A 25,586-nucleotide genomic window follows, 5' to 3' on the forward strand; every position below is an offset into this window, starting at 1 on the left:
TTTGTCAAGCCCATAGGGTTTTAATGGTTATATATTTTTCTTATGTCAGATATCCAACAGCGAATAGATACCTTACTTAAAGCATGCAGCAACTGGCTTGCTGATGATAATCTGTTTCTAAAGGATGCTATAGATCAGACTGTACGGGAAGGATATTTCAGTTTTGAGGATGTCAATTTTGCTATTGAAGCAATTAGGGAAAGTATTAGTAAATCAGCTATAAGAAATTGGGTAGAACAGTCTGGATTGACTAATGAGAACAAGGCATCCCAAAAGAACGTACTATGTCTGCACGCAGGAAATTTGCCTCTGGTGGGCTTTCAGGATGCTTTTGCCACCCTGTTAAGTGGGGACCGTTATACGGGTAAAATTTCTCGCAAGGATCCGTACTTGTTGCCTACTTTTTTGAATGAGGTTAAGAAGACGGATTTATGGTCTGACCGGGACGTACAGTGGACTCATCGCTTGGATGATTTTGAAGGGATGCCGCATGATGCTGTTATCTTTGCCGGATCAGAGTCATCCGTTCCGGGAGTGAAGGAGGCTATTGAAGAATTTAATTTGGCAAAACGTGATGCTGGATTTTTGATTCGGACTTCCCACTTTTCGATGGCATATCTTGATAGAAAAGATGAGCATGCCATGCAGAATTTGACGGAATCAATATTTCGATATGGAGGTAAAGGGTGTCGATCGGTGGCCATCGTAGTTTCACCGTTTCCGTTGAATGAAGTAAAGGAGGAGTTAACAGATCATCTTAAAAGCTTCTGGCATAAAAATCCCCAGAACGAGTATCCATCCCCAAAATTGAAGCAGCAGTTTGCCTATAACGAAGCTGTCGAGCGCCCGCAGGTCTGGCTGGAGTACTTTCTGCTGCAGGAGGGAGGTTTGGAGCTGGATCAGGATTTTGTGTGTTACTGGATGCAGGGAGATGAGGGTACCGTGGCCGAGTTGGCGGATAAACATCGTGATGAGCTCCAAAGTATTTATGTGACGGATTCTGACGTTGAAATTTCAGAGTGGAAAGAGCGCACTGAGCTGCTATCGAAGGCTCAGCAGCCGCCCATATCGTGGAAGCCGGATGGTGTTGATACACTGGAATGGCTGATAGATATTAAGTAATTTTTTTATTTGTAAGAGCGTTGAATTTGTCATTTAACCTCGGATTCGCTGAATTGTCCAACCAGCTTATCACAGACAGTTTTTTCCAGGATCGAAAGAGCTAAGCTTTGATCTATTGCACTCCTGAATATTTCACAGCTGCAAAAATTTTACAAAATAAGAAAGGGACGCTTGAGCGTCCCTTTCTGTTAGTTAGATATCTGGGTTATAATTAACTGTCCTCAATCGGTGGTGCATCTGTAGCTTCGAGCGCTTTCTCGAGTTCAGGCATCACGTTTTCAACAAACTGGGTTAGATCTTGTTGGATAGTATCCAGCTCGGCTCTGCCGGCTTCAATAGTATTCACATGCATCGGCGTAGGTCCATATGTTGATCCAAGGGCGTTGTAACCTACATACAGACGTGAGCTGGGCGTTACTTGCGTGCGTTCACCGATCTCTTGCTTGGCTTTGCTGCCTTCCATCTGTTTCTGTAGATCAAGCAGCTGGGTTCGAGCTTCATGCAGTCGTTTTACCAATGCGGTATCTTCCTCCGAAGCTCTGGATAGCGCGGTTTTCATTGCGTTGACACGATTGATTTGCTCTTCAAGCTTGTTTTCGGTCTGCGTCAAGTTTTGCTGGAATGTTTCCAGTGTTTCCCGGAACTCAGTGATGGTTGTATTAGAGGCGCGTTCAAGCGTGCCTTCACGAAGAGGCTTAACTTCAAACTCTATCGGCTCGGAAAGCTGCTTAACTTCCCCCAGTACTTTTTGGGAAAGCGTTGCTGTGTAGGTACCGGGCGTGGCCATAAAGCCTCCGCTGTACCATCCGCCTTCTTCTTGATCAAGCTCTACGACATCTTTGGATGGATACCGGAGGTCCCAGTTCACGCGATGGAAACCAGAAGATGTTGGTCCTTCCACTTTGCGAACAACATTTCCATTGCTGTCTCTGATCGTGAGAATAATCTTGGGCCCTTTTTCGTGTTTTTCGGCCTCAAGGTTATCCCAGCCGGGAAAGGGGACATCTTCGTTCTCACCGAGTTCTTTTTCTCGTTCGAGCCGTTGCTCTCTTAGAGTTTTAAGGTCATCCTTCAGATAATAAGTGAATACAGCGCCAAATGGTGGGTTTTCGGCAGTGAAGAAATTAGAACCAAGATTTTCTACTTCTTCATCTGGCTTATACCAGAACGCGTCGCGGGCTTTAAACAGTTTTGCTTGTTGATCCAGCATCTCCGGGCTCACCTTTCTGAGCGGTGCATAATTATCGAGGATAAAAATGCCTCGTCCGAATGATCCTGCAACCAGATCATCACGCTGACGTTGAATGACCAAATCACGGATAGCAATAGTTGGCATGCCGCTTTCCAACTTCGTCCACTCTTCGCCACCGTCAACGGTAAAGAAGATGCCAAACTCGGTAGCGGCAAACATCAGATTTTTATTGACATCATCTTGCACAAGCCGCCAAACGACGTGATCATCCGGCAGATCATTACTGATGAACTCCCAGCTTTTGCCCAAGTCGGTGCTTTTAAGGATATACGGTTTCATGTCACCGTACTTGTGATTGTCAAGCACCAGATAAACCGTATTTTTGTCGAAAAGACTGGCTTTAATATCGTTGACGAAGGCGGTTTGCGGGACGCCGTCAATATCTCCAAGTTCGACTTCACGCCAACTCTCGCCGCCATTTGTGGTGACCTGAAAGAGTCCGTCGTCGGTACCGGCATATATCAATCCTTCTTGCAGAGGTGATTCAGCCAGTGATGTAATCGTGTTATAGTCCGACATCGCGTTTACATCCCAAGCATTGTCCCAGCTGCGTTTTTTGCCCATAATTTCAAATGCTAGGCGCTCTTGATCACCACGTGTCAAATCACCGGAGATCGCTTTCCAGGTATCTCCGCGATCTTCTGAAATCCAGACACGTTGCGAAGCAAAAAGGACTTTAGTGGGATTGTGTGGACTGATTTCTACGGGTGAATCCCAATTGAAACGCTCGTATTCTTCACCCTGTTCAGGTTGCGGCTGAATTAATGTAGCATCGCCGGTTTTTTTGTCCACACGGTGGAGAACACCCTGCTGATATTCGCCGTAGAAAATATTGGGATTTCCTGGCTCGGTAGCACCGTCGTGCCCGTCAGCTCCTAATGTTTTTTTCCAGTCCCGATTGGCGATACCCCTTTCATTATCCGTTCGTGATGGACCCATTTGAGAACCGTTATCCTGCGTGCCACCGTACACATTGTAGAAAGGCTCGGCATCGTCAACATAGATTTTGTGGAATTGGGTAATTGGAAGATTGCGAACCATATCCCAATCTTCCCCCAAGTTATGAGATTCATAAAGTCCACCGTCTGATCCCATCAACAAATACTCAGGTTCACCTTTTTTGAATGCCAGAGCATGGTTGTCAACATGTTTGTCGTCGTTATTAATATTTTCGAAAGTTGCTCCATGATTAGTGGAAACCTCAGCCACTACGTCCATCAAGTAAAGTCGTCCAAACTGGTGAGGAGAGGCATAAAGCTCCTGATAGTAATGCGGTCCAGTTCCGCCGCTAACGGCATCTGACATCTTCTTCCAGGATTCTCCTCGGTCATCCGATTTAAAGACACCGCCGTTTCGCCGATCGAGTTCAATAGCAGCGTATACGATATCTGGCTGTTGAGGGGAGATATCCATGCCAATTTTGCCGACATTTTCCGGAATTCCATTTTTCATTTTTTTCCACGTTTCTCCACCGTCGGTACTTTTGTGGATTCCAGATCCCGGACCACCGCCAACATAGATAGGCACAATGCGTTGTCGTTGCCACGTTGCGGCATATATGCGATCGGGATTGCGCGGATCAATTTCGATATCCGTAACGCCGGTCCATTCGTTGCCGCCGAGTTTCTTTTCCCAGTTTTCACCTCCATCGGTAGATTTGTAGAGACCTCGTTGGCCTCCACTGCTCCAGAGCGGACCTTGGGCTGCTACCCAGATAACATCCGAATTTTTGGGATGCACGACCACTTTTGATATGTGTTGCGACTCTTTGAGTCCCATATTTTTCCATGTTTGGCCGCCATCGGTACTTTTGTAGACGCCATCGCCATATCCAACATGACGACCACCGACATTTTCACCGGTACCTACCCAAATAGTGTTTGGGTTAGTAGGATCTATAGTAACACTGCCGATGGAAAATGATGACTGATTGTCAAATATTGGATCCCAGGTGACGCCATCATTAGTTGTTTTCCAAACGCCGCCGGAACCGACCGCTACATACCAGATGTTGTCATCATTGGGATGAATAGCAATATCTGCAATACGTCCCGAAAACAGGGCCGGACCAATATTGCGAAATTCAAGTCCGCTATAGCTAGCTTGCGAAACTGCTGATTTACTGTCTTGGGCGGTCGCGGTAAGGGATCCGCCAGCAATAAATATCAATAGCAGAAGATAGATAAGTTTGTTTTTCATACTGAGGTGATTAATTAACTGAATGATGATTAAAGAGCATAAAATTTTTAAAGCCATAGATCAAGGATCAAAAATGTTTTTACATTTGCTGGAAAATTGAAAAGTAGATTTTAGATTTTTTTCCTTATTTAAAATCTAATTTTATTATTCAGTCGAGATATCATTTTATCAAAGTAAACGTAGGTCAGGTAAGTTCGTTTCACCTACTTATACTCATAATTATTTTGTGGATAGGAGGGCCTCGAAAAATACGTCGAATAAATAGAGTAATACTATATACAGTTTGATCGGTTATTGGAAAGTGATATCAGCTATTTTTAGCAATGCTTATTGATACTACTGATTTCCAAAAACAATGGTGACCAAAAGAATAGTATCTTCTTTTACGCTGTACGAAAAAGGTTGTCCCTCTTTTAAGTACAGCCAGTCATCATCGGTAAGCGTTTCTGCCTTTGAGTTGATATGAAACAAGATTTCTCCCTTCAGGCACAGAACGGATAGTTCACTGTCAACAGAATGTTGTTCTACCGTTTTCCCCTTGGGTAATGCCATGCGAATAACTTCCATCTTGTCTGTCTTAACCAAGGCATAGGTGTTCTCTACGTCTAATTCCTCGCGCAGTGTTTGCAGGTTGATATGATCCCCTGATTTTACGTGTCCGTAACTCATGGTCAACCTCCGTTGGTTTAGTGGAAATTGCTATTAACAATCTACTTAGAAAAACCGAACGGGAAAAGAAATATGGACACGGTTAAGACATGTTATCCCTAGTTGAAAACCTCAGAAGTCGCTCAGCGGTTTTTGCATCACAACGTATATATCTCTACCGGTACCCTCTTCCGAACTGATAAGTGAAAACCCTGCGTGCTTAAGCTCTTCAATCACAGTTTTGGCGGTAACACCATGCTGGCTGCCTGATGCTCGTCCTCCGGGTTCTGCTTCGGATTCGCGCGGCTTAAAATCAATAATAGCCAAGCGACCGCCAGGTTTAAGAGATGCAAATAAGCTGCTGTTAAAGGCATCTGGGTTTGTGATATGATGGTATACGCGTCGCAAAAAGAGGGCCTCACAGCACTGCTCCGGGAGGTTTGTCCTCTCGGGATGTCCCTCGAGTACAGTTATATTACTGAGGTCAGTATTTGCTACTGATTGTTTCAATTCTTCAACTGATTCCTTTCCCAGTTCGGTGCTGTATATGGTGCCTTCGGAACCTATATGCTGGGCAATAGCTCGAGTCTGATCGCCGTCTCCAGCGCCGATATCGGCGACTGTAGATCCACTTTCGATCTCAAGAACTTCAATCAGCCAGTCTACATCTGATTGATTACCCGGAGCTTGGGCACAGGAAAGAGAGGTTGTTGCCAAAAGCACCAGGAAAATTAGGCATCCGTGTTTTGCAAACTTGTTTAAACTGAAGGATATCATTACTTGCGAAGTTTGATTGCTTTGCAAAAGTAGTATAAAATAATGTGTTGTTTAATACTAACAATATTGATTTCTGTTCTTTTTATTTCTGTAAAAAAATATTGATTTCCATTATGTTAATCCGCGCCTTTTTTTGGGATACAGTATATAGCTAATTTAGATCAGCACTAAAAAAACGAATAATGACTTATACGTTTTGGGATTTACTACAGCTTATAGGGGCACTTGCAGGCGTCAAGGTGAAAGCAGCCTACGAAAGAGATATCGAGTAAAGAGGATAATCCCTTCTTCAAACCAGTCTAAATTTTGCTTATCTTTGGCGACTAATCATTTAATTACAACATCCGCAAAAATTAGATTTAATGAGCTCGTACAAGCCGGAAGAGATCGAATCCAAATGGCAGGAATATTGGCAGAAGAACAAGACGTTTAAAACGCCGGAAGATCACAACAAGCCTAAGTACTATGTGCTGGATATGTTTCCCTATCCAAGTGGATCGGGGCTCCACGTGGGGCACCCTGAAGGATATACCGCTACCGATATTCTAGCCCGTTACAAACGGATGAATGGCTTTAATGTGTTGCATCCCATTGGATGGGATGCTTTTGGTTTGCCGGCCGAGCAGTATGCGGTAAAAACGGGAACACATCCGAGAGATACGACCCAGAAAAACGTAAACCGTTTTCGCGAGCAGCTGCAGGATCTGGGATTTAGTTATGACTGGGAGCGCGAAGTGAATACTACTGATCCGGATTATTACAAGTGGACACAGTGGATATTCCTGAAGCTCTATGAGAAAGGTTTAGCCTATGAAGATGATGTGCCCGTAAACTGGTGTCCGGAGTTGGGAACTGTATTGGCCAATGAGGAAGTAATTGACGGTAAGAGTGAAGTTGGCGGTTTTCCCGTAGTTAAAAAACCGATGCGTCAATGGGTTCTTAAAATAACCGAATATGCCGATCGTCTTCTTGAAGGATTGGATGATCTGGACTGGCCGGAATCCACAAAAAAGATGCAGCGCGACTGGATTGGAAAATCCATCGGGGCCAATATTGATTTCAAAGTGGCCGGACATGATGAGGGAATCCGCGTCTTTACTACGCGTCCTGACACTATTTTTGGAGCTACCTACATGGTTCTTGCGCCCGAGCATGACTTGGTGGATAAGATAACGACTGACGATCAGAAAGAGGACGTAGAGGAATATAAGGAAGAAGCGGTTCGCAAGTCGGATTTGGAACGCACCGAGCTCAGTGATGAAAAAACGGGCGTTTTTACCGGTGCGAATGCCATTAATCCGGCAACGGGAGAAGAAATCCCGATTTTGGTAGCTGACTATGTGCTGGTGACGTATGGAACCGGTGCGATTATGGCCGTGCCCGGGCATGATAATCGTGACTGGGAATTTGCCAAAAAGTTTGATCTGGATATCGTCGAAGTAGTCAAGGGTGGAGATGTATCTGAAGGAGCTTATACCGATGTTGAAGAAGGAAAACTGGTCAATTCTGAAAATGAAGATATCTCTTTAAACGGACTTAACGTTGACGAGGCGATTAAAAAAATTACTGACTGGCTCGAAGAAATTGAACAGGGTGAGAAAGCCGTAAATTATAAACTTCGCGACTGGTTGTTCTCACGTCAGCGTTACTGGGGTGAACCGTTTCCTATTATTCATGTTGATGGGGAACCTAAACCGGTAAGAGAAGATGATTTGCCGGTGACCTTGCCTGAAATGGATGATTTCCAACCTACTGAAGATGGTGAGCCGCCGCTGGCTAAAGCAACAGATTGGGTAAACACCGAAGATCTTGAAACCGGGAAGCCAGCCAAGCGCGAAACGAACACCATGCCGCAGTGGGCGGGTTCGTGTTGGTATTACCTGCGCTATTGCAGTCCTGAATTTGAAGAGGGGCCTGTAGATCCGGATGAAGAAAACTACTGGATGCCGGTAGATATGTATGTTGGCGGTGCCGAGCACAGTGTGTTACACCTGCTCTATGCTCGATTCTGGCATAAAGTGTTGTATGATTGTGGCGTAGTTTCCACAAAAGAGCCGTTTCAGCGATTGGTTCACCAAGGGATGATTCTCGGTGAGATGGAATTTACCGGTTATAAAAAAGACGGTAACTGGATTTCTGCCGATGTAGCTGATGAGATGGAGGACGTTAAGCGTGTAAAGCTGAATGAGGATCAGGTCGAGAAACAAGGTGACGATTTTGTGATCAAAGACACTGAGATCACGGTGGATGCCAAGGCGCACAAGATGTCAAAGTCGCGCGGTAATGTGGTAAATCCCGATGACATCGTGGAACAGTACGGTGCAGATTCGATGCGGCTGTACGAGATGTTTATGGGTCCTCTGGAGCAAGTGAAACCTTGGAGCACCAAAGATGTTGACGGTGTTTATCGTTTCTTGGGACGCGTGTGGCGCCTGATGATTGAAGAAGAAAGTGGAGAGCTTAATGATTCGGTTACGGATGCTGAACCTTCCAAAGAACAATTAAAGGTGCTGCACGAATGTATACAAAAAGTGACTGGAGATATCGAGGATCTGTCATTTAATACGGCCATTTCGGCGATGATGATTTTCATCAACGAAGCCAATAAATGGGAGACGCACCCAAAATCAGTTTTGGAGCCTTTTATTAAGTTGTTGTCTCCATTTGCCCCGCATATTGCTGAAGAGCTGTGGCGGAAACTGGGTCATGATGAATCGTATAGCATACGCTGACTGGCCGGAATTCAATGAGGAATACCTGATTTCCGATACACAGCTATATCCCATACAGGTAAACGGAAAAGTGCGCGGAGAGATTAACGTTCCTCGTGATAAGGCCAAGGATAAAGAGTTTGTACTTTCTGAAGCAAAATCTGAGGAGAATGTAAAAAAATATCTCGAGGAAGGAGATCTCGTAAAAGAGATTTTTGTCCCTGAACGTATTGTAAATCTGGTAGTAAAGTAAGACTACCAGCAGGATAACCTGTTTTTTAAAAAAAGGCTGGTGATTTTATAGATTGCCGGCCTTTTCTATATTAGCCTAATTATAGAGGCCTTTGCAAAACCCGAAAATTGAGCTTTTCATTTATTTAAGGCAATGCCACTACCAGTAGAAACCACATAAAAAGCAGTGTCATTACGAGGTCGGTTTACCCGACCGCGGTAATCTCCTCGATAAAATTCGCGTAGGATCTGAGGGGTAATCTTTTATGAGGCAGACAACTATTTCCGGTAGATTGCCGCGCTTCGCTCGCAATGACGAGCGTTGTTGAGGACAGTTCGCCGCATTACATTCGCGATGACAGTAAGGTTTTGCAAAGGCCTCAAACAAAATCTTTTTGCGTACCTTCGATTCTTCTTAAGATCCTCCATTAGCTCTGCCTCGGGGTCATTAATTTTGTGTAACAGGTTATACAAGAAATTTTGTTTTCAAATCAGCATATTCTTTTTTGAAGAAAATGAAAACGTAAAACGAAATAACAGCCGATCGTGATATTCCCTTTAATAGTTTTTATTGCCGGATTACTAATCATCGTCTATTTTTCTGAAAAGTTGGTAGAGGCAACGGTTGGTACTTCTCTGGGATTTGGTATATCCACTTTTCTGATTAGCGTCGTCGTCATTGGTTTTGATCCGGAGAACCTGGGACTTGGAGTGGTGGCTTCTTATGAAGAGGTTACCGGCATTGCCATAGGTACGATTATTGGCTCGGCAATGGTAGCTGTAGGACTTGCTTTGGGAATTACAGCCCTATTTGTTCCTATGAAATTTAAAGAAGTACCCATGCAAATTCCGTTAATCCCGGTAGGGGCTGTGTTGCTATTTGGGATTCTAAGTTTTGATGGGCATTTATCCCGAGTTGATGGGGCAATTTTATTGCTGGGCTATGTTATTTCAGTATGGTATCTGATTTATTTGGTCCGAAGAGGGTTAGATATTCGTCCCACGGGTGAGGCTGCTGAAGTTATAGAGGAGGGCTCGGATTTAAGCCGGTGGCAATCGGTCACCATGCTGGCGGGATCGTTGGTAGCAATTATTGTTGGGAGTGAATGGGTCGTATGGTCATCAAGAGAAATTATGGCTGGATTGGGATTATCAGAAACCCTATTTGGAATGACAATCATTGCTCTTTTGGTAAGTATCGAAGAGGTTGCCCGCGAGTTGCCCGCGGCATTAAAGGGGCATCCGGAAATTACTTTTGGCAATGTAGTTGGATCGGTGTTGGCTTTTTTTCTATGTAATGCGGGAATAATTGCGCTGGTTAATCCGGTGCCTATAAGTGGTGAAGTATTTAATTTTTATCTGCCTATAAGCTTGGGCATTGTGCTCTTTGTAACCTCGTTGATGATACAAAAATCTATTCCGCGTTGGGCAGGGGCATTATTAGTACTGGGATATCTGGTGTTTTTCGGCTGGGGATTTTGGTAATCATTTAAAAAAGGCTATGTCTTCCTCATCCCGTAAAATAGATGGCAGTTTGCCCTGTGCTTTATCTTTTCCCTTACTGGCCAGCCAGTTATTAATTTGCTGTTGAGAAATAGAATAAACTTTGGGAAGACCAAGCGCATCACTTTCTCTGCGAATAGCATAATGCCGATTGATTTCACAAACCTCTCGGTCAATTTTCTGGGCAAGTCGATCTAACGTATCGCGGTGAAGTTGATCTTGGGTACGGATAAACCAAAAGTGCTGAGGGGCAGATGCACCTTCTCGAAGAGTAGCACCAATCGTAAAATTACCGATTTCTAGATCCATTTCTTTTGAAATATTTTGCAATGCTTCTTCAGCTTCGTAGGCGTACAGTGCTTCACCGTAATCATCGAGCATTTCGCTAACGCGTCCCATCACCTTAATCCGGGGCGGATTTGTCTGTGTAAATTCTACTATATCGTTTAAAGCATAGCGCCAGAGGCCGGAATTGGTAGTTACGAGCATGGCATAGGGAGTATTTGGTTTTACTTCCCAGAGCGGTACTGTTTCCTGTATAGCCATGGATTCCTGATCGGGGAGGGGATTGGGGACGAATTCGTAGAAAATGCCGTTATCAACGACGAGTTTCATGTCTGTTTTAGTCAGCTTATCGGTGAAAGAGAAATAGCCCTCTGAAGCACCATAGGTTTCAATAAAATCGACGCCCGGTTTGCCAAGTAAATTTTCGATATGTGGTTTATAATTAGCCAATTTTACGCCCCCACAAACCAATAGTGTAAGGTTGGGCCACACTTCTTTAATGCTTTTGGCTCCAGTCTTATCAAGAACGTGTTTAAACATCGTAAGAATCCAGCTGGGCACGGCTGTAATTACGCGGACATCACTATTAATAGCCTTATTTACCGTTTGGTTTACCTTTTCATTAAAAGGAAGCTGGCTGAGTTTTGTTGGCGATATAACTTGAAATGGTGATAACCACCAAGGGGCATTATGTGCAGTATATGCACTAATTTCACCGATTTGATAGTCCTCTTTATGTTCAAGGGTGCCGGGAATACTAATATGTTTGCCCCAAAGATCTAAAATATTAGGCCGCTGGACGATATAGCTGCGAACAACTTTGCGCATGAAAGAGCGATCAGATTCCAGGCGCTCTTCTGTCAATGGCAGGTGTTTACCTTCACCGGACGTGCCCGCAGAAACAGCAAACTTATCAACTTTTCCGGGCCAGAATATATCTTGTTTCCCTTGTTTTAGTTCCTCTATCTGAGATTTAATATTCTTATAAAAGGAGATGGGGAGGCGGTCGGCAAAATCCTGATATCCCTTTATTGATTCAAAGTTATACTTTTGACCAAAATCAGTATGTTTAGCAGTTTCTACTAACGCTGATAGCTGCTCTTGTTGGATGTCTTTCAATTTTAAAGTGATAAGAGGTTAGCTAAAACGGTTTTTGTGTAAAATAAAAAAAGCCCCGGAATGTCGGGGCTTTTTATTTTTATGAATCAATCAAAATTTATCGGTTTTCAACGGGGACCCACTCTTTATTCTTTTCTCCGACATAAAGAGCACGTGGGCGAACGAGTTTGTTATTTTCGGCTTGTTCTATGTAGTGTCCTGTCCAACCTGAAACACGGCTCATGGCGAAGATACAGGTGAAGAGGTCGGGCTTAATTCCCATTGAGTAGTATACCGTAGCTGAGAAGAAGTCAACGTTGGGATCAATATCCTTCTCATCTTTCATAGTCTTGAGGATAGCTTCCGACCATTTGTAAAGATTTTCGTGGCCGGTTTCTTCTGAGAGTTCCTTGGACATACCGCGTAAGATTCGAGCGCGTGGATCCATTGTTTTGTATACGCGATGACCAAAGCCCATAATTTTTTCTTTGCGCTCCAGACGACCCTGTACATATTTAACAGGATCAGCATCTTTGTCGTCAATATCCATAAGCATGTTCATAACCTGCTGATTTGCCCCTCCGTGCAATGGTCCTTTAAGAGCCCCAATAGCTCCTGTTACCGAGGAATACATATCTGATTCAGTGGAGCAAATAGCCCGGTTGGTAAAGGTGGATGCATTCATGCCGTGTTCAGCGTGCAGAATAAGGCAGAGATCCATGGTCTGTTCAGCCTTTTCGCCCGGCTCTTCATCATTGAGCATGTAAAGGAAATTGTAGGCCGTGCTCTTTTTATCAAGTGGGGCTACAATATTTTTGTCATTTCGGGCACGATCAAAAGCGGCAATGATCGTCGGAATTTTAGCAGTAATTGAAATAGCTTGGTTAAGGCGAAATACCTTATCATTCTCTGTTTGCACTTCATGAAAGTCCCCAAGCATAGAAACAGCTGTTCGAAGCACAGCCATGGGCTCAGCATTTTTAGAGGTATTTTTGATGTAGGTTAATACCGGTCCGGGGAGCTCTCTATTGTTTTGTAGCTTGGAATTTAGCTCATTGAGTTCTTCCTGATTAGGGAGATGATCATTCCATAAAAGAAAGCAAACTTCTTCAAAGCTTGCGTTTTCAGCCAACGTGTCGATGTCGTATCCGGCATAGATAAGTTCGCCTTTTTCTCCGTCGATAAAACTTTTATTGCTGCTAAAGGCGACAATGCCTGCAAGGCCTTTATTTATGTGCGGATACTGACTTAAATCAATTTCTGTATTTTTGCTCTCAGCCATTCTATACTCCGAAATTTTGGATTGAATATATACTTTTTGTTTCGGTTAAATGTAATAAAAATAGATCTAAAAATCAGGGATAAGTTGAACGCTATCAATCAATAAAACCAATAATATAATTAGGTAACGAAAGTTTGGTTAACAGCGTTTACCTGAAAAGCTTAAATTAATACTTTTTAGTCTTAAATCGAAAGATTGGTGATAGTTATTTTGATTTTTTGGCTTCATTCCAATGTTTGTCCATATCTGCTAGCGTTGCATCGGATAGCGTCTTGTTTTCTTGATCGAGTTGGTCTTCAATGTATTGGAATCGATGGATAAATTTTTTGTTTGTTGATCGCAGGCTGTCTTCGGCATTAAGGTCAAAAAAGCGTCCGGCATTTACTAAAGAGAAAAGCAGATCACCAAACTCTTCGCGACTTTTTTGTGAGTCGCCTTCTTCCAGTACTTCTTTGAATTCCTGGAGTTCTTCTTCAAGTTTCTCCCAAACCTGGGAGAATTCTGGCCAGTCGAATCCAACATTTGCTGCTTTTTCCTGCATACGCTGGGCACGGATAAGGGCAGGGAGCTGTTTGGGGATGCCGTCCAACACGGATTGTTTTCCTTCTTTCATTTTTATGCTTTCCCAGTTCTCGGCTACTTGTTCTTCATCGTCAGCTGTTTCATCACCAAAAACATGTGGGTGACGGCGAATTAGTTTTTCCTGAATGGAGTAAATGACATCGGTGATAGAGAATGTATCCGTTTGCTCAGCCATTCTGCTGTGAAAAACGACGTGCAGCAACACATCGCCCAGCTCTTTTTCGAGCTCTTCGAAATCTTCATTGTCGATGGCTTCAACAGCCTCGTATGCTTCTTCAATGAGGTTATCCTTAATACTTTGGTGGGTTTGTTTACGATCCCACGGACATTCGTCGCGTAGAATTTCTACGATTTCAACGAGGTCGTCAAAACTTTTGGTCGGTTCTCGATCTTCTGCCATTCTATTCAGTGATCATTTAACAGTTATCAATGTTTTCGTATATATATTTTAATATAGTGATAATTCTGTAAGGATAGAGAAACTGGAGGGTCTTATTAATAACTCGAAATATAAGATCTGTTATGGAAAATAATTTATATCAAAAAGCTTATCAGTTTGCTATTCGAATGGTGAGGGCCCACAAGCATCTTAGTAAAGAAAAGAAAGAATATATCCTATCAAAGCAGCTTTTGAGAAGTGGTACTTCCATTGGAGCAAATATTGCTGAAGCAAATGGTGCCATTTCAAAAGCTGACTTCTCTGCAAAAATTTCTATCGCATACAAAGAAATTTTAGAAACGAAATACTGGCTTAATTTACTAAAAGACACTGGCTATATTAATGAAGAAATATTCGAAGAAGTTCATTCCGAAGCTGATGAATTGGCTAAAATCACATATTCAATATTAAAAACCACAAGAATTGAGAATTAAATTCACTGGTAACTGAATTACTGTTCACTGATCACTGAATCAAGTTTTGCGTTTTTTCTTTTTAGCGGCAGGGAACAGGATGTTGTTCAAAATCAATCGGTAGCCGGGACTGCTGGTATGTAAATTCAGGTCGGTGGGTGGATCGTTGACACGGTGCGTATAATCTTCGGGATCGTGTCCGGCATAAAAAGTAAAGGTTCCCCGCCCGTAATTGCCGTGGATGTATTTAACCATATCGCGGCCGGGACTTTCCCCTAAAATAACAACCGATTCTTTGATCTTATCCTTCTGGAAAGCTGTTGTTTGTCCGTAAAACCCGCGGATACTGCTTACGTGATTCTGGGTAAGCATGGTAGGTACAGGATCCCACTTGGCCGAAAATTCAAAAAGTGTAAAAAAGTCGATTGATTGGTCAACTTCATCTAATTGTACCGGGACATCGATATTGGCATGTTCATATTCGGCAGGATCAGTACTCAGCACAAAATCAGTAAAGGCCAGGGTATTCTCAAAGTTTAGTTTCTGTTGGGCTTTGGGATCCATGGGATCACCGTCAAACTGGGTGGGAACAATGTCAACATCCTGTGCTGCCAGTGCTATATCAAAGGTGTCGGTGCCCGAGCACATAGCAAACATAAATCCCCCATTACCAACATATTCTTTAATTTTAGCTACCACGGCTTTCTTCTCGTTGCTTACCTTGTTGAAACCTAACTCTTTGGCCATGGCTTCCATTTCGTTGACTTGCTTAATGTACCAGGGCTGATTGCGTGATGAGACCCAGAATTTTCCATACTGCCCGGTAAAATCTTCGTGATGCAGGTGCAGCCAATCGTATTCCGAAAGTTTCCCATTCAACACTTCGGGATCCCAGACTTTGTCGAATTCCACCTCAGCATACGTAAGAGCAAGGGTTACGGCGTCATCCCAGGGCAGGGCCTGCTTGGGAGTATAAACGGCAATTTTGGGAGCTTTATCGAGTTGTATAACAGAAGTATTGGCATCGGGCTGTTCTACCTGGTTGATAATTTGGGCAGCCTCGGAATTTGATATTACCTCGATCTTCACATTTCTAAGACGAGACTTTTTGACCAACTCATCGGAATAGTTCGTCATAAAGCTGCCGCCCTTGTAATTGAGCAGCCACTGTGATGAGTTGCCATCCTGTAGGTTATTGAATATGATTCCATAGGCTTTAAGATGATTGGACTGCGAAGCATCCATTGGAATAAAGAGTTTATCCTGAGCCAATCCCGGCAGGCTTGTAAAAAGCATAAATATCAACGAGATAAGAAGAGAACGTATCATCATATTAGACCTGAGTTTCTTCAAGTTCCTGAATTCGGTCGCGTGCAAATGTTGCATAAAATCCATTGGGAAATTGTAATAAAAGTTCTTCGTAAAGGGGCAATAATTGATCTACCGTTTGTGGAATTTTAATGTCGTTATTTTCAAAAAGTTGAGATTGTTTTGCCGTTGCCTGCAACGGTCCTAAATTTATATCACTATTTGTTATCAGCTGGTCGGCCAATCGTATTTTTGCCCACATTAGCTGTTCTCGTAGAGCAGAATATTTGCCCTGGGTTTCTAAATAGGTAGCTAAAGCACGGTATATAAAAGCTGCATTCTTTTTCTTTTTTTCGGTCGTTAATTCAAGCAGACCGTATCCGAGTAATGGATTGTATCGGTCTTTTTGAAATAGTTGCTCCAGGATAGTAATACTTTGCTGCTCTTCACCTCGTGAAAGATGTTCAATAAGCTGAGCAATGGGTTCAATTTTTGCTCCTGTGCTGTCTGCCTGTAACCCTTTTTGAATCCATAGTCGTAGCTGTACGGCATCGTTGGCATAATACGATGTGTTTTGCCGTTCGAGTGCGTTCAGCTGGATTTTAGCAAACTCATAATCACCGGCAAAAAAATCCGTCAATGCAAGATAATAGCGATTTTTTTCGGCCAGATCTCCAATGCGTTCCTGATTATTACTTTTTGAAAATGAAAGTCGTGCCCGGTTATATTCTTTGTCATAAAGATGCAGCCGGCCTCTTATATATGCTTGTTTGGCCTTTGTGCGATCTCCATTAGATAAATTTTGAAGCGCAGCCAAGTACTTTTCAGCTTTATCGGGAGCATGGAGAACATCCAGGGATAATTCACTTAGGGTGGTTAAAACCTGATCCATGCGATGATAATTACGGCCGTTGGTACGAAGAGTGTTTAGGGTAGAAAACGCTTTCTGATATAGGGATGAAGGTTTAGAGGTAAGATCAAGATTATTATTTTCAAGATATTTTGCCCACTCGATATATACGTTTGCCAGTTCTTCTCGGCATCTGTTTGCCAGAGATGCTACATTATTATCTATGTAGTAGGAATATGATTCTTCGGCCAGCTCGAACTTTTGCTCAGCCAGTAACTTGGATCCAATATTATATAGGCTATAGGTAAGAGTAGATGACTCCTGTTCCATATTTTTTGCTGTAGCCACAGCTCGTTCAAAAAGCTTTCGCTCCATCAATAGCCAAATTTCAAGCTGTTGCAGGTTATTGTAGCTGGGATGGGAGGGTGATAGTTTATCTAAAAAGTCTGAAATTTCAAGGATAGCTACATCATAGATATAATTATCCCTAAAGCGCATAAGCCGATGCTGTACATACGTTAACCGGTCGGGATTTTGTTCCACTAATTCCAGAAATTCTCGCATTGCCCGTTCATAGTTGCCCGCTTGCATATAGGTCTCTCCCAGTTCCGAGGAGATTAGATTTGATTGCTCCGACAAAGATTTTAAATCTTCATAAATATCAATTGCCTTCTCAAATTCTTTCCGATCGCTGGCCGTACGGGCTACACGTAAATATACTTGTTGATTGTCCGGGTACTCTTTGAGGACGTTATTCCAGATCTGTTTTGCTCGGTCAATGTCGCCGCTGATATGGTAAAGTTCTCCTAATCGGATTTTTGCTTGTGGGCGGTGCCGGCCTTTCTGAACAGCTTGTTTTGTTATTGCTATTGCTTTCTCATACTCCTTTAGATTGATGAGACTCTCAGTAAGTTTATTCAAAAACAGATAGCGGTTCGGATGTTGATTATACAGCTGTTCAAACTGTTTGGCCGCTTGCTCGTATTTTTGTTCCTTCAGCAGCTGATCAGCCTCAAAATAGGATTTATTTTGCTGGGCATGTACCGGTTGATGGCATAGTATTCCTGCCGAAAGGAAAATCAAAAACAGAATACTATTTGAAGAGGATTTAAGAGTCATCGGAATATTGATAAAATTTTTGCTGGGACAGGACCTCCGGTGCAAATGATGCAATCGTATTATAAAAGCTGTGGAGCGGAAATCCCACTACATTGTAATAATCACCCTCTATTGCTTTTACGAATAGAGCACCGTGCGGATCCTGAATGCCATATGCTCCGGCTTTGTCCATTGGACTTTTTGTTGTCACATAAGCGGCAATTAATTCTGGGTTTAAATCCCCGAATATAACATTTGTTGTCTCAATAAACGTGGTGCCGTTCGTTATGTTATTAGAGGTATCTGTTTTTAATAACGATACTCCCGTTAATACCTTATGTGAATGTCCACTCAACCGTTGCAGCATTGTATTTGCCTCGGATGGGGTGGCCGGTTTTTCAAGAATTTGATCATCATAGATCACAATCGTATCAGCACCGATAACCAGTGCATTGCCATATTGGGATGCTACGGCTCTGGCTTTTCTATCTGCAAGTGTCTTAACAATTTTACTTGCTGACCAATGAGAATCATAATCTTCGGCGATATCGCTGGCATGAACTTTAAAGGTGAGACCAATTTTTTTTAAGAGTTTTTTGCGTCGTGGACTTCCGGATGCGAGTATGATGGTTTCCAAAATGGAAGGGAGTAGTTTGGTTAAAAAATAAAATTACTTTTTCTAATTAATAGTACATCTTTTAATCAGCGTTTTATAAAATAATTACCAATGGCAAAAATTAAGATCTCAAATTGCCGATAATAATGTATAACCTTGGGCAGTATTTTTGTAGCTCAATAAATCAATCGTTACTTTAGCCGCTGAATTGGAATGAAAGAATAAAGATATTCTTTCGTTACATTGTTCAAATATTGTCAACGTATTTTTAAAAATGATTAATCATAATGGGATCACAAAAACATGGACGCAGTAGTTCTAAGCAACCAATGATTTTCGATGCCTGGAATTATAAAGTTCTGGCATTGGGATTGCTCCTTGTTGTTATTGGCTTTTCTGCAATGTATATCGAAAATGAAGTTGAAGGATTTATATCACTATATGTTTCTCCGATTGTTATCATGAGTGGTTATGCAGCCGTTATTGTCGCTATCCTTAAGCATGATCAGGGCTCCGAAAAAACATCCTGACAATCACTTGAATTGGACAGATGGATCGCAAGCTGAACGCTTTATTTCTATTTATAGCGGTTGTCGTATTCATTACGGCTGCTAATACAGCACAGCAGTGGAACATACTGCTTGGAGTGTTATTGGCTGGTGTTTTCTCTTTAGCGGCTTTTGCTTTAGGCGGGCTGTCACTCGATGGTATGTTCTCAGCTATTGTTGTTGGCATGTTTGCTTATGGACTTGGAGGATGGAAGTTGGCCGTAGTGTTATTGTTGTTTTTTATAAGCAGCGTTACTGTTTCAGATCGATCGAAATGGCGCGCAGAAAACATTTCCCAAAATGTAAGGAGAGGGGGTTTACAAGTTTGGGCGAATGGATTTTGGCTGGTCGTTTTTCTGATAAGTGCCACCGTTTTTAATGCACCCGCATTTTTGGTTGGAGCGTTAGCAGTAATTGCTACGGCAACAGCTGATACGTGGGCCACAGAGCTGGGTAGCAGAACCCCAGACAGTACCTATCTGATTACAACCTTTAAACAAGTGAAGCCCGGGACGGATGGGGGAGTGAGTATGAAAGGAACAACAGCAGCTTTAATTGCAGCCGTGATGATTTCCGGGGTTAGTGTATACGTTTTTTCATTTCATTATTCAGTTTTTATACTCATTTTTGCAGCAGCTGTTTTGGGATGTCTTATTGATTCTTATCTTGGTGCTCTTTTTCAACAGAATAAACGCTCGGTAACGCTTCCGATTATTAATGGAGAAATTACCTTTTCGAATAATTTGGTCAATACAATATCGACAGGGATCGGCGGCTTACTGGCAATAACTTTAAAACTGTTTTTTGCATGAAAAAAGTATGGTATAAGCGACTGCATTGGCAAATTATTATTGGACTTGTACTGGGATTAATATGGGGATTGGTGGCCAGCCTTGCCGGCTTCTCAAGCTTTACGGTTGACTATATACAACCTTTTGGAACCATATTTATAAATCTGTTGAAACTCATTGCCGTACCTCTGATTTTAGCGTCGCTTATTGTTGGGGTGACTAGCCTGAATGATATTGCCAAGCTTTCACGAATGGGGGGTAAAACTATTGGTATCTATCTAGTAACCACTATGCTTGCCATTACTATTGGATTGACAGTGGTAAATGTCATTCAGCCTGGAAACTTTCTACCGGTTGAGACACAGGAACAACTGATGGCAGGATATCAGGATAATATTGAGGGAGCTGATCAATCCGCCCAGGAAGTTTTGGATCGCAGTCCAATGTCTTTTTTGGTGGATATTGTTCCTGAAAACTTTTTTAAGGCGGCCTCTGATAATGGAAATATGCTCCAGGTTGTTTTCGTGGCTCTACTCATGGGAATTGGCCTCATGCAGATTCCGAGCGAGAAAAGTAAGTCACTGGTTAATTTTTTTGATTCCCTGAATGAAGTCATCATCAAAATAGTAGACCTGATCATGAAAGTAGCACCTTATGGCGTTTTTGCTCTTATGGCGGGGGTAATTGTAGATCTTGCGGGTGATGATATTGGTCAGGCCTTGGATCTCTTGGGAGCACTGTTTTGGTATACCTTTGTAGTAGTACTTGGATTATTTTTGCATCTCATGATTGTGTATTCGGGACTGTTTAAGCTCTTTAGTAAGATGAAATTACGTGACTTTTTCAAAGCTATTCGCCCCGCTATGCTTTTGGGATTCAGTACCAGCTCCAGTGCAGCTACGTTACCGGTTACGATGGAGCGCGTCGAAAAAAATGTAGGTGTGGATGAAGAAGTTTCCAGTTTTGTACTGCCCATTGGAGCTACGATAAATATGGATGGAACCAGTCTTTACCAAGCAGTAGCTGCAGTATTTATTGCCCAGGCATTGGGGATGGATTTAGGAATTGCCCAGCAGATTACTATTGTATTGACCGCAACGCTTGCTTCTATCGGCTCGGCCGGTGTGCCCGGAGCAGGAATCATTATGCTGGTTATCGTTTTACAAGCTATTCAGGTACCGGTAGAGGGTATTGCCCTGATTCTGGGTGTCGATCGCATTCTGGATATGTGCCGAACAGCGGTTAACATTACGGGTGATGCGGCTGTAGCTGTAGCTGTAGCTCATACCGAAGGACTACTGGGCGAAATGCATCTTGATGATTAATAGTTAATCTGAACGTTTGTTTTTCGATAAACTGTTTAAACTTCTAATATTTTAATCAAATATATTTCCTGCTTTACCTAATCTTGGATATGAATACAGAAGGCCTGAGCATATGACGGTAATCCGCCTGACATGGCTTTTTATTCTATGTAGTATTATTTCAAATTCTTTATTTGCTGCTCCCACCGAAATTCATGCGGATTCTTCGTCCTATGAACAAAAGCTTGAGGATGGAATTGATGCTTTTTATCGGGCTGACTGGATAGAAGCTAAGGCTGTATTTAAAGAACTGCAGCAGAAAAAACCTGGGGACTCACGAGCTTATTTTTTTGAGTCGATGATTCCTTTCTGGAAGTATTATTTTGGGGATCAATCTTCAAAAGCTGCCGAAACATTTCTTGATCAGTCAAAGCAAGCAATTAAAATTAGTAAGCAACAGCTAAGTGAAAACTCCAGCGATACTACAATGGTATTAATGCTCAGTGGTTTATATGGGTACCGTAGTTTGGTAGCAGCTGCGGAAAAAAATTACAAAGAGGCCCTGCAAAGTGGCATGACCGGGTTTAAATATACGCGGCAGCTTTTGGCACTTGATGCCGATGATCCCAAAGCCTTAATTGGTAAGGGCATGTTTTACTATATGGTAGGAAGTGTACCCAATGGATTAAAATGGGCTACCAACATGATAGGGATGTCGGCCGATATGCAGGAAGGATTTGAAGTTTTGGAACAAGCAGCACGGTCTGATAGCTACGTAAGAAATGATGCCCAAATGATTTTGGCATATTTATATGAGCGGGAACAAAAAAATGAAAAGGCGCTGAAGCATTTAGAAGCATTGTCTGAGCGCTATCCCGGAAATATCATCTTCCAATATAATCGGGCGCGTCTTTTGGAAAAAACGAATAAGCTTGACCGTGCACGCGAAAACTATCAGATGGTTGCAACAATGGATACCAATACACTGGATATTTTAAAACAGAAAAGTAAAAACAGGTTGCATAAACTGTAATCTATTTATTAAAAAATGTTTAATCCTTATTAATAAGCACTAAATTTTTGATAAATAGTACGAAAAATACTTAATTAGTTTATGACTAATAACATCATTATTCATTATCCAATGTAGAGCGTATGGGTATAGGGCTACCGAGTTATTCTATTAGAAAAATAATTTTTGTTTTAGCAATTCTTTTCTGTTTTGCTCTACAAGAGGGGTATAGCCAATCTGCCGGTGATGTAGCCTTTACAGGCTTTAATGGAGAAGGATCTGATTCTCAAGATGGTTTTGCCGTTGTTTTATTAAGTAGTGTTTCGGGCAATCAAAAAATTCATTTCACAAGTGAAGAGTGGAACGGAAGTTCGTTTGCGGGTAGTGGCGGATCGATAACTTGGGAAGCTCCGGGCAGTGGTATTTCTGCTGGTAGTGTGTTGGTCTTTAAAGATGTTGAAGATACACCATCCGTAAATATTGGGACTATTACGGATGATACCAATATGAACTTGTCAGGTTTTGGCGATGTGATTTACGCCTTTTTAGGACCAGATAAGGATACACCGTCTACGCCTACTGAAGATGCTTTTCTAGGAGCAATTGCTTCTGCTTCTGATTTATATAGCCAGTCAGATGGAATAGAAGGAACATTGGCTAACACAGGTCTTACGGAAGCAGGTAATGAGACAATTTTATTACCAGATAATATTGATAACGCTGAGTATATCGGTGATAGAAGCGGAAATACAACAAGTGGATACCTCTCACTATTAAATGATGTAGGCACCGAGGAAGCCACTGACGACAACTGGGATATTTATAAAGGAGAAGACATAGCGCCATTCCCACCTTTTGATAAAACTTCATTTACAATTGAATTACCACCAACTATAGCTTTTACATCATTAACGGAATCCGGTGATGAGGGAACCACAGTAAATTTAGAGATAGAGTTGGTTGAAGCGAATGGAGAAGCAGTCGATGTGGATGTTGCATTTTTGAGTGGATCCAGTACCGCAACTAACGGCGATGATTTTACGCTAAACTCTTCGAGTTACATAACCCAAACCGTTAGTTTTTCTGATACGGATGCCAGCGGGACTACAAGAGCAGTTCCAATAGATTTAGAAGACGATACAAATTTTGAAGGGTCTGAAAAGGCAGTATTTCGGCTTCAGAATATTTCGACGGGTACTATCATTAATTCTTCCGATCTGACTCTTACCATAGATGATAATGATAATCCGGATATTGTTATTAATGAAATTCATGCTGATTCAGATGCTAACAATGGAGATGCAGATGGCAATAGTAATGTAGATAGTAATGATGATGAATTTGTAGAGTTTGTCAATAATACTTCTTCAGATATTGATGTAAGTGGATGGACATTTTCTGACGAGACAAGCTTAAGACATACTTTTCCAGATGGTACTGTAATCCCTGCGAACGGTGTATTAGTTCTTTTTGGAGATGATGAGGTGAATCCAAAGGATACCTTTGGTGGTGCTATAGTACAAAGTTCTAATGAGTCACTCGAGTTAGGCTTAAATAATGGTGGAGACACAATTTATTTGAAAGATGATGATGGCAATGAAGTTATTAATTTGACATATCCCGATGCATCCAATGATCAAACAATTGTTAGAGATCCTGAAATTACTGGTAGTAGTTTTGTTGATCACTCAACGGTTAGTGATAATAACAATCTTTTTTCCCCAGGTACAAAAGTAGACGGGACCGCATTCGGTTCTAAATATGCTATGGGAATTCGTGGTAGTGAAGGTTGGCGTATGATATCTTCGCCCACGCAAAACACTTCTTTTGCAGACTTGTTTAGCAATCTCTGGATGCAGGGCGTTACCGGTTCTGATAATCCGAGTGGAAACGGGACACTTTTCTCATGGGATGAAACCGGAGGCGGTACATTTAGTGCTCCAAATGATATGGGTAATAACATTACCACTGGTAAAGGCTACATTGTCTATGTTTTTGAGGATGATGAATTCAACACTCCCGGCATTCAGGGCGGTTTTCCGAAGGTTATAAATACTGATAATGCTGAAAATAGCAGTACGGTATCGGTGAATGTATCGGCCAGTGACAATGATGGTCAAAATGGTATTGACAATAATGAAGGATGGAATTTGTTAGGTAATCCTTTTGGTACTGATCTTTCCGTTGGATCATTGATTAGCGCTATTGAAGATGTAGATCCTGTTGTGAATGCAAACATATATGTTTGGGATAATGAAGCTAATAGTGGGAATGGTGATTTTATCACATTGTCTGATGGTGATCGTATAGCACCCTTTCAGGCATTTTTTGTTCGATTTACTAATGAAGTTAATAGTGGTACGGTAACTTTTGATAAAAATGAGTTAGAAGCCAATACCGGTACTGAATTTTATAAGAATAATGCTGAGGATTCTTTTGTATTTAATGTAGAGTTGCATGGGAAAGAGTATTTTGATTCTTATTCACTAGAGTTCAGCGAAAACGGTACGGTCGATTTAGATCGTTATGATGCCTATAAGCTATTTTCGCTAAATCCTAATTCAATAAATCTGTTTAGCATCCACGGCAACAATCGCCTGCAAAAAAATGAACTTCCCAAAGATTTAGAAACGAGTTTAGAAATACCCTTTTCATTTGATGCAAATGGTCGTACAAATCTAACCTTCCGCTGGGATAATATTGACGATCTTCCGAGTGACTGGGATATTAAGCTTATTGATAAAGAAAAAAATAGAGAGATTGACTTACATGTTGCCGAAGAATATCAATTTACGATGTTATCAACTGCCCAGAAAAAAACAGCTGATCAAGAAGGGCTTTTGAATAAGAGAAAAGGTAGTGAAGAGAATTCACGTTTTGTGCTTTCAGTGAGCCCTAATTTTGAAACATCCAGTGATAGTGAAATTCCCGAATCGGTTAAGCTAAATCCGAACTATCCCAATCCCTTTAATCCTACGACCACAATTCCATACGAAATTGCCGAAGATGCAGAAGTGAAACTGACTGTCTGGAACATGATCGGGCAAAAAGTAGCCACATTGGTTGATGGAATGGTTGAGGCAGGAACACATGAAGAAACCTGGAATGCCAATAATATGCCGAGCGGTATTTATATCGCTCGTTTTGAAGTGGGTAATGAGGTCTTTACCCGGAAAATGACTTTGATAAAATAATGGAGAACTATTATGAAAGGGTCAGAGAAGAAAATTAAACTGTTTTTATTATCTCTTATTATTATAATCGGAGTATTGTTTGTCATTCCTGATTATGTTTTGGCACAGCCCGGATTACCCTCAGATCCCGAACAAACTCCCATTGATGGGGGACTGGGAATTTTGGCGGCTTTAGGCGGGGTGTATGCTATAAAAAAACTGCGCAATTAAGAATAGATTTTTTGATCTAACCTACTTTCTCTATTTTCAGTGAATCATACAGTATTTTAAACTGTTAAGACAACGATTATAATTCTAATAAGAATGGAGTACTCCTTTTAATA

General features: G+C 41.9%; 20 protein-coding genes. 11 read left to right on the plus strand and 9 right to left on the minus strand.

Annotation, left to right across the window (positions count from 1 at the left end; genetic code table 11):
* Positions 1–42 precede the first annotated feature (42 nt).
* Positions 43–1,122 (plus strand): acyl-CoA reductase, encoded by a 1,080-nt coding sequence (locus U5J89_RS10805; protein WP_322575642.1) that lies wholly within the window; start codon positions 43–45, stop codon positions 1,120–1,122.
* A 211-nt stretch (positions 1,123–1,333) separates the two neighbouring features.
* Here the strand turns inward: U5J89_RS10805 and U5J89_RS10810 are convergent, their stop codons facing one another.
* From U5J89_RS10810 to U5J89_RS10820, 3 genes are all read right to left on the minus strand, one after another.
* Positions 1,334–4,573 (minus strand): VPS10 domain-containing protein, encoded by a 3,240-nt coding sequence (locus U5J89_RS10810; protein ID WP_322575643.1) that lies wholly within the window; start codon positions 4,571–4,573, stop codon positions 1,334–1,336.
* 336 nt (positions 4,574–4,909) lie between these two features.
* Positions 4,910–5,242 carry a hypothetical protein gene (locus U5J89_RS10815; protein ID WP_322575644.1) on the minus strand — a complete coding sequence of 111 codons (333 nt, stop codon included), beginning with the start codon at positions 5,240–5,242 and terminating at the stop codon, positions 4,910–4,912.
* 111 nt (positions 5,243–5,353) lie between these two features.
* A complete protein-coding gene (locus U5J89_RS10820; protein ID WP_416208518.1) occupies positions 5,354–6,025 on the minus strand; it encodes a class I SAM-dependent methyltransferase in 672 nt (223 codons plus the stop codon).
* A gap of 335 nt (positions 6,026–6,360) precedes the next feature.
* On the opposite strand from U5J89_RS10820, the gene leuS reads away from it, so the two are divergent.
* The 3 genes from leuS to U5J89_RS10835 all read left to right on the plus strand — a co-directional run bounded on the left by leuS (position 6,361) and on the right by U5J89_RS10835 (position 10,425).
* Entirely contained in the window at positions 6,361–8,730 is a 2,370-nt protein-coding gene (gene leuS / locus U5J89_RS10825) for a leucine--tRNA ligase (protein WP_322575646.1), read from the plus strand.
* On the plus strand, positions 8,705–8,962 hold the full coding sequence (locus U5J89_RS10830; RefSeq protein ID WP_322575647.1) for a hypothetical protein: 258 nt from the start codon (positions 8,705–8,707) through the stop codon (positions 8,960–8,962). The genes leuS and U5J89_RS10830 overlap by 26 nt, the downstream gene beginning before the upstream one ends.
* A gap of 524 nt (positions 8,963–9,486) precedes the next feature.
* Positions 9,487–10,425, plus strand: a complete 939-nt coding sequence (locus U5J89_RS10835) for a sodium:calcium antiporter (RefSeq protein WP_322575648.1) — start codon at positions 9,487–9,489, stop codon at positions 10,423–10,425.
* Here U5J89_RS10835 and U5J89_RS10840 read toward each other — a convergent pair whose 3' ends face one another.
* The 3 genes from U5J89_RS10840 to mazG all read right to left on the minus strand — a co-directional run bounded on the left by U5J89_RS10840 (position 10,426) and on the right by mazG (position 14,090).
* Complete coding sequence (locus tag U5J89_RS10840) at positions 10,426–11,847, minus strand: GH3 family domain-containing protein (protein WP_322575649.1); 1,422 nt, start codon at positions 11,845–11,847, stop codon at positions 10,426–10,428.
* Between the two features lie 97 nt (positions 11,848–11,944).
* A complete protein-coding gene (locus U5J89_RS10845) occupies positions 11,945–13,108 on the minus strand; it encodes a citrate/2-methylcitrate synthase (RefSeq protein WP_322575650.1) in 1,164 nt (387 codons plus the stop codon).
* A 205-nt stretch (positions 13,109–13,313) separates the two neighbouring features.
* Positions 13,314–14,090, minus strand: coding sequence for a nucleoside triphosphate pyrophosphohydrolase (gene mazG, locus U5J89_RS10850; protein ID WP_322575651.1), 777 nt, complete (start codon positions 14,088–14,090; stop codon positions 13,314–13,316).
* A gap of 122 nt (positions 14,091–14,212) precedes the next feature.
* Between mazG and U5J89_RS10855 the strand changes: the two genes are divergently transcribed.
* Positions 14,213–14,563, plus strand: coding sequence for a four helix bundle protein (locus tag U5J89_RS10855; RefSeq protein ID WP_322575652.1), 351 nt, complete (start codon positions 14,213–14,215; stop codon positions 14,561–14,563).
* Between the two features lie 39 nt (positions 14,564–14,602).
* On the opposite strand, the gene U5J89_RS10860 is transcribed toward U5J89_RS10855, so the two are convergent.
* Genes U5J89_RS10860 through U5J89_RS10870 form a run of 3 tightly spaced genes read right to left on the minus strand, consistent with a single transcriptional unit; the run spans position 14,603 to position 18,435 of the window.
* A complete protein-coding gene (locus tag U5J89_RS10860; protein WP_416208522.1) occupies positions 14,603–15,871 on the minus strand; it encodes an asparagine synthetase B in 1,269 nt (422 codons plus the stop codon).
* A 4-nt stretch (positions 15,872–15,875) separates the two neighbouring features.
* Positions 15,876–17,819 carry a tetratricopeptide repeat protein gene (locus tag U5J89_RS10865; RefSeq protein WP_322575654.1) on the minus strand — a complete coding sequence of 648 codons (1,944 nt, stop codon included), beginning with the start codon at positions 17,817–17,819 and terminating at the stop codon, positions 15,876–15,878.
* Complete coding sequence (locus tag U5J89_RS10870; protein ID WP_322575655.1) at positions 17,809–18,435, minus strand: Maf family protein; 627 nt, start codon at positions 18,433–18,435, stop codon at positions 17,809–17,811. The genes U5J89_RS10865 and U5J89_RS10870 overlap by 11 nt, the downstream gene beginning before the upstream one ends.
* Before the next feature lie 266 nt (positions 18,436–18,701).
* Here U5J89_RS10870 and U5J89_RS10875 point away from each other — a divergent pair, with 266 nt between their 5' ends.
* From U5J89_RS10875 to U5J89_RS10900, 6 genes are all read left to right on the plus strand, one after another.
* Positions 18,702–18,944 carry a hypothetical protein gene (locus tag U5J89_RS10875; RefSeq protein ID WP_322575656.1) on the plus strand — a complete coding sequence of 81 codons (243 nt, stop codon included), beginning with the start codon at positions 18,702–18,704 and terminating at the stop codon, positions 18,942–18,944.
* Positions 18,945–18,964: 20 nt separating this feature from the next.
* Positions 18,965–19,774, plus strand: a complete 810-nt coding sequence (locus tag U5J89_RS10880; protein WP_322575657.1) for a DUF92 domain-containing protein — start codon at positions 18,965–18,967, stop codon at positions 19,772–19,774.
* A complete protein-coding gene (locus U5J89_RS10885) occupies positions 19,771–21,078 on the plus strand; it encodes a dicarboxylate/amino acid:cation symporter (RefSeq protein WP_322575658.1) in 1,308 nt (435 codons plus the stop codon). The genes U5J89_RS10880 and U5J89_RS10885 overlap by 4 nt, the downstream gene beginning before the upstream one ends.
* Before the next feature lie 112 nt (positions 21,079–21,190).
* The gene (locus tag U5J89_RS10890; protein ID WP_322575659.1) at positions 21,191–22,090 is read left to right on the plus strand and encodes a tetratricopeptide repeat protein; all 900 of its coding nucleotides are present in this window, start codon (positions 21,191–21,193) and stop codon (positions 22,088–22,090) included.
* Between the two features lie 122 nt (positions 22,091–22,212).
* Entirely contained in the window at positions 22,213–25,263 is a 3,051-nt protein-coding gene (locus U5J89_RS10895) for a lamin tail domain-containing protein (RefSeq protein WP_322575660.1), read from the plus strand.
* A gap of 12 nt (positions 25,264–25,275) precedes the next feature.
* Positions 25,276–25,473: a PID-CTERM protein-sorting domain-containing protein gene (locus U5J89_RS10900; RefSeq protein ID WP_322575661.1), complete on the plus strand. Its 198-nt coding sequence runs from the start codon at positions 25,276–25,278 to the stop codon at positions 25,471–25,473.
* Positions 25,474–25,586: the final 113 nt, after the last annotated feature.

The organism is Fodinibius sp., from assembly GCF_034521915.1.
Lineage (GTDB): Bacteria > Bacteroidota > Rhodothermia > Balneolales > Balneolaceae > Fodinibius.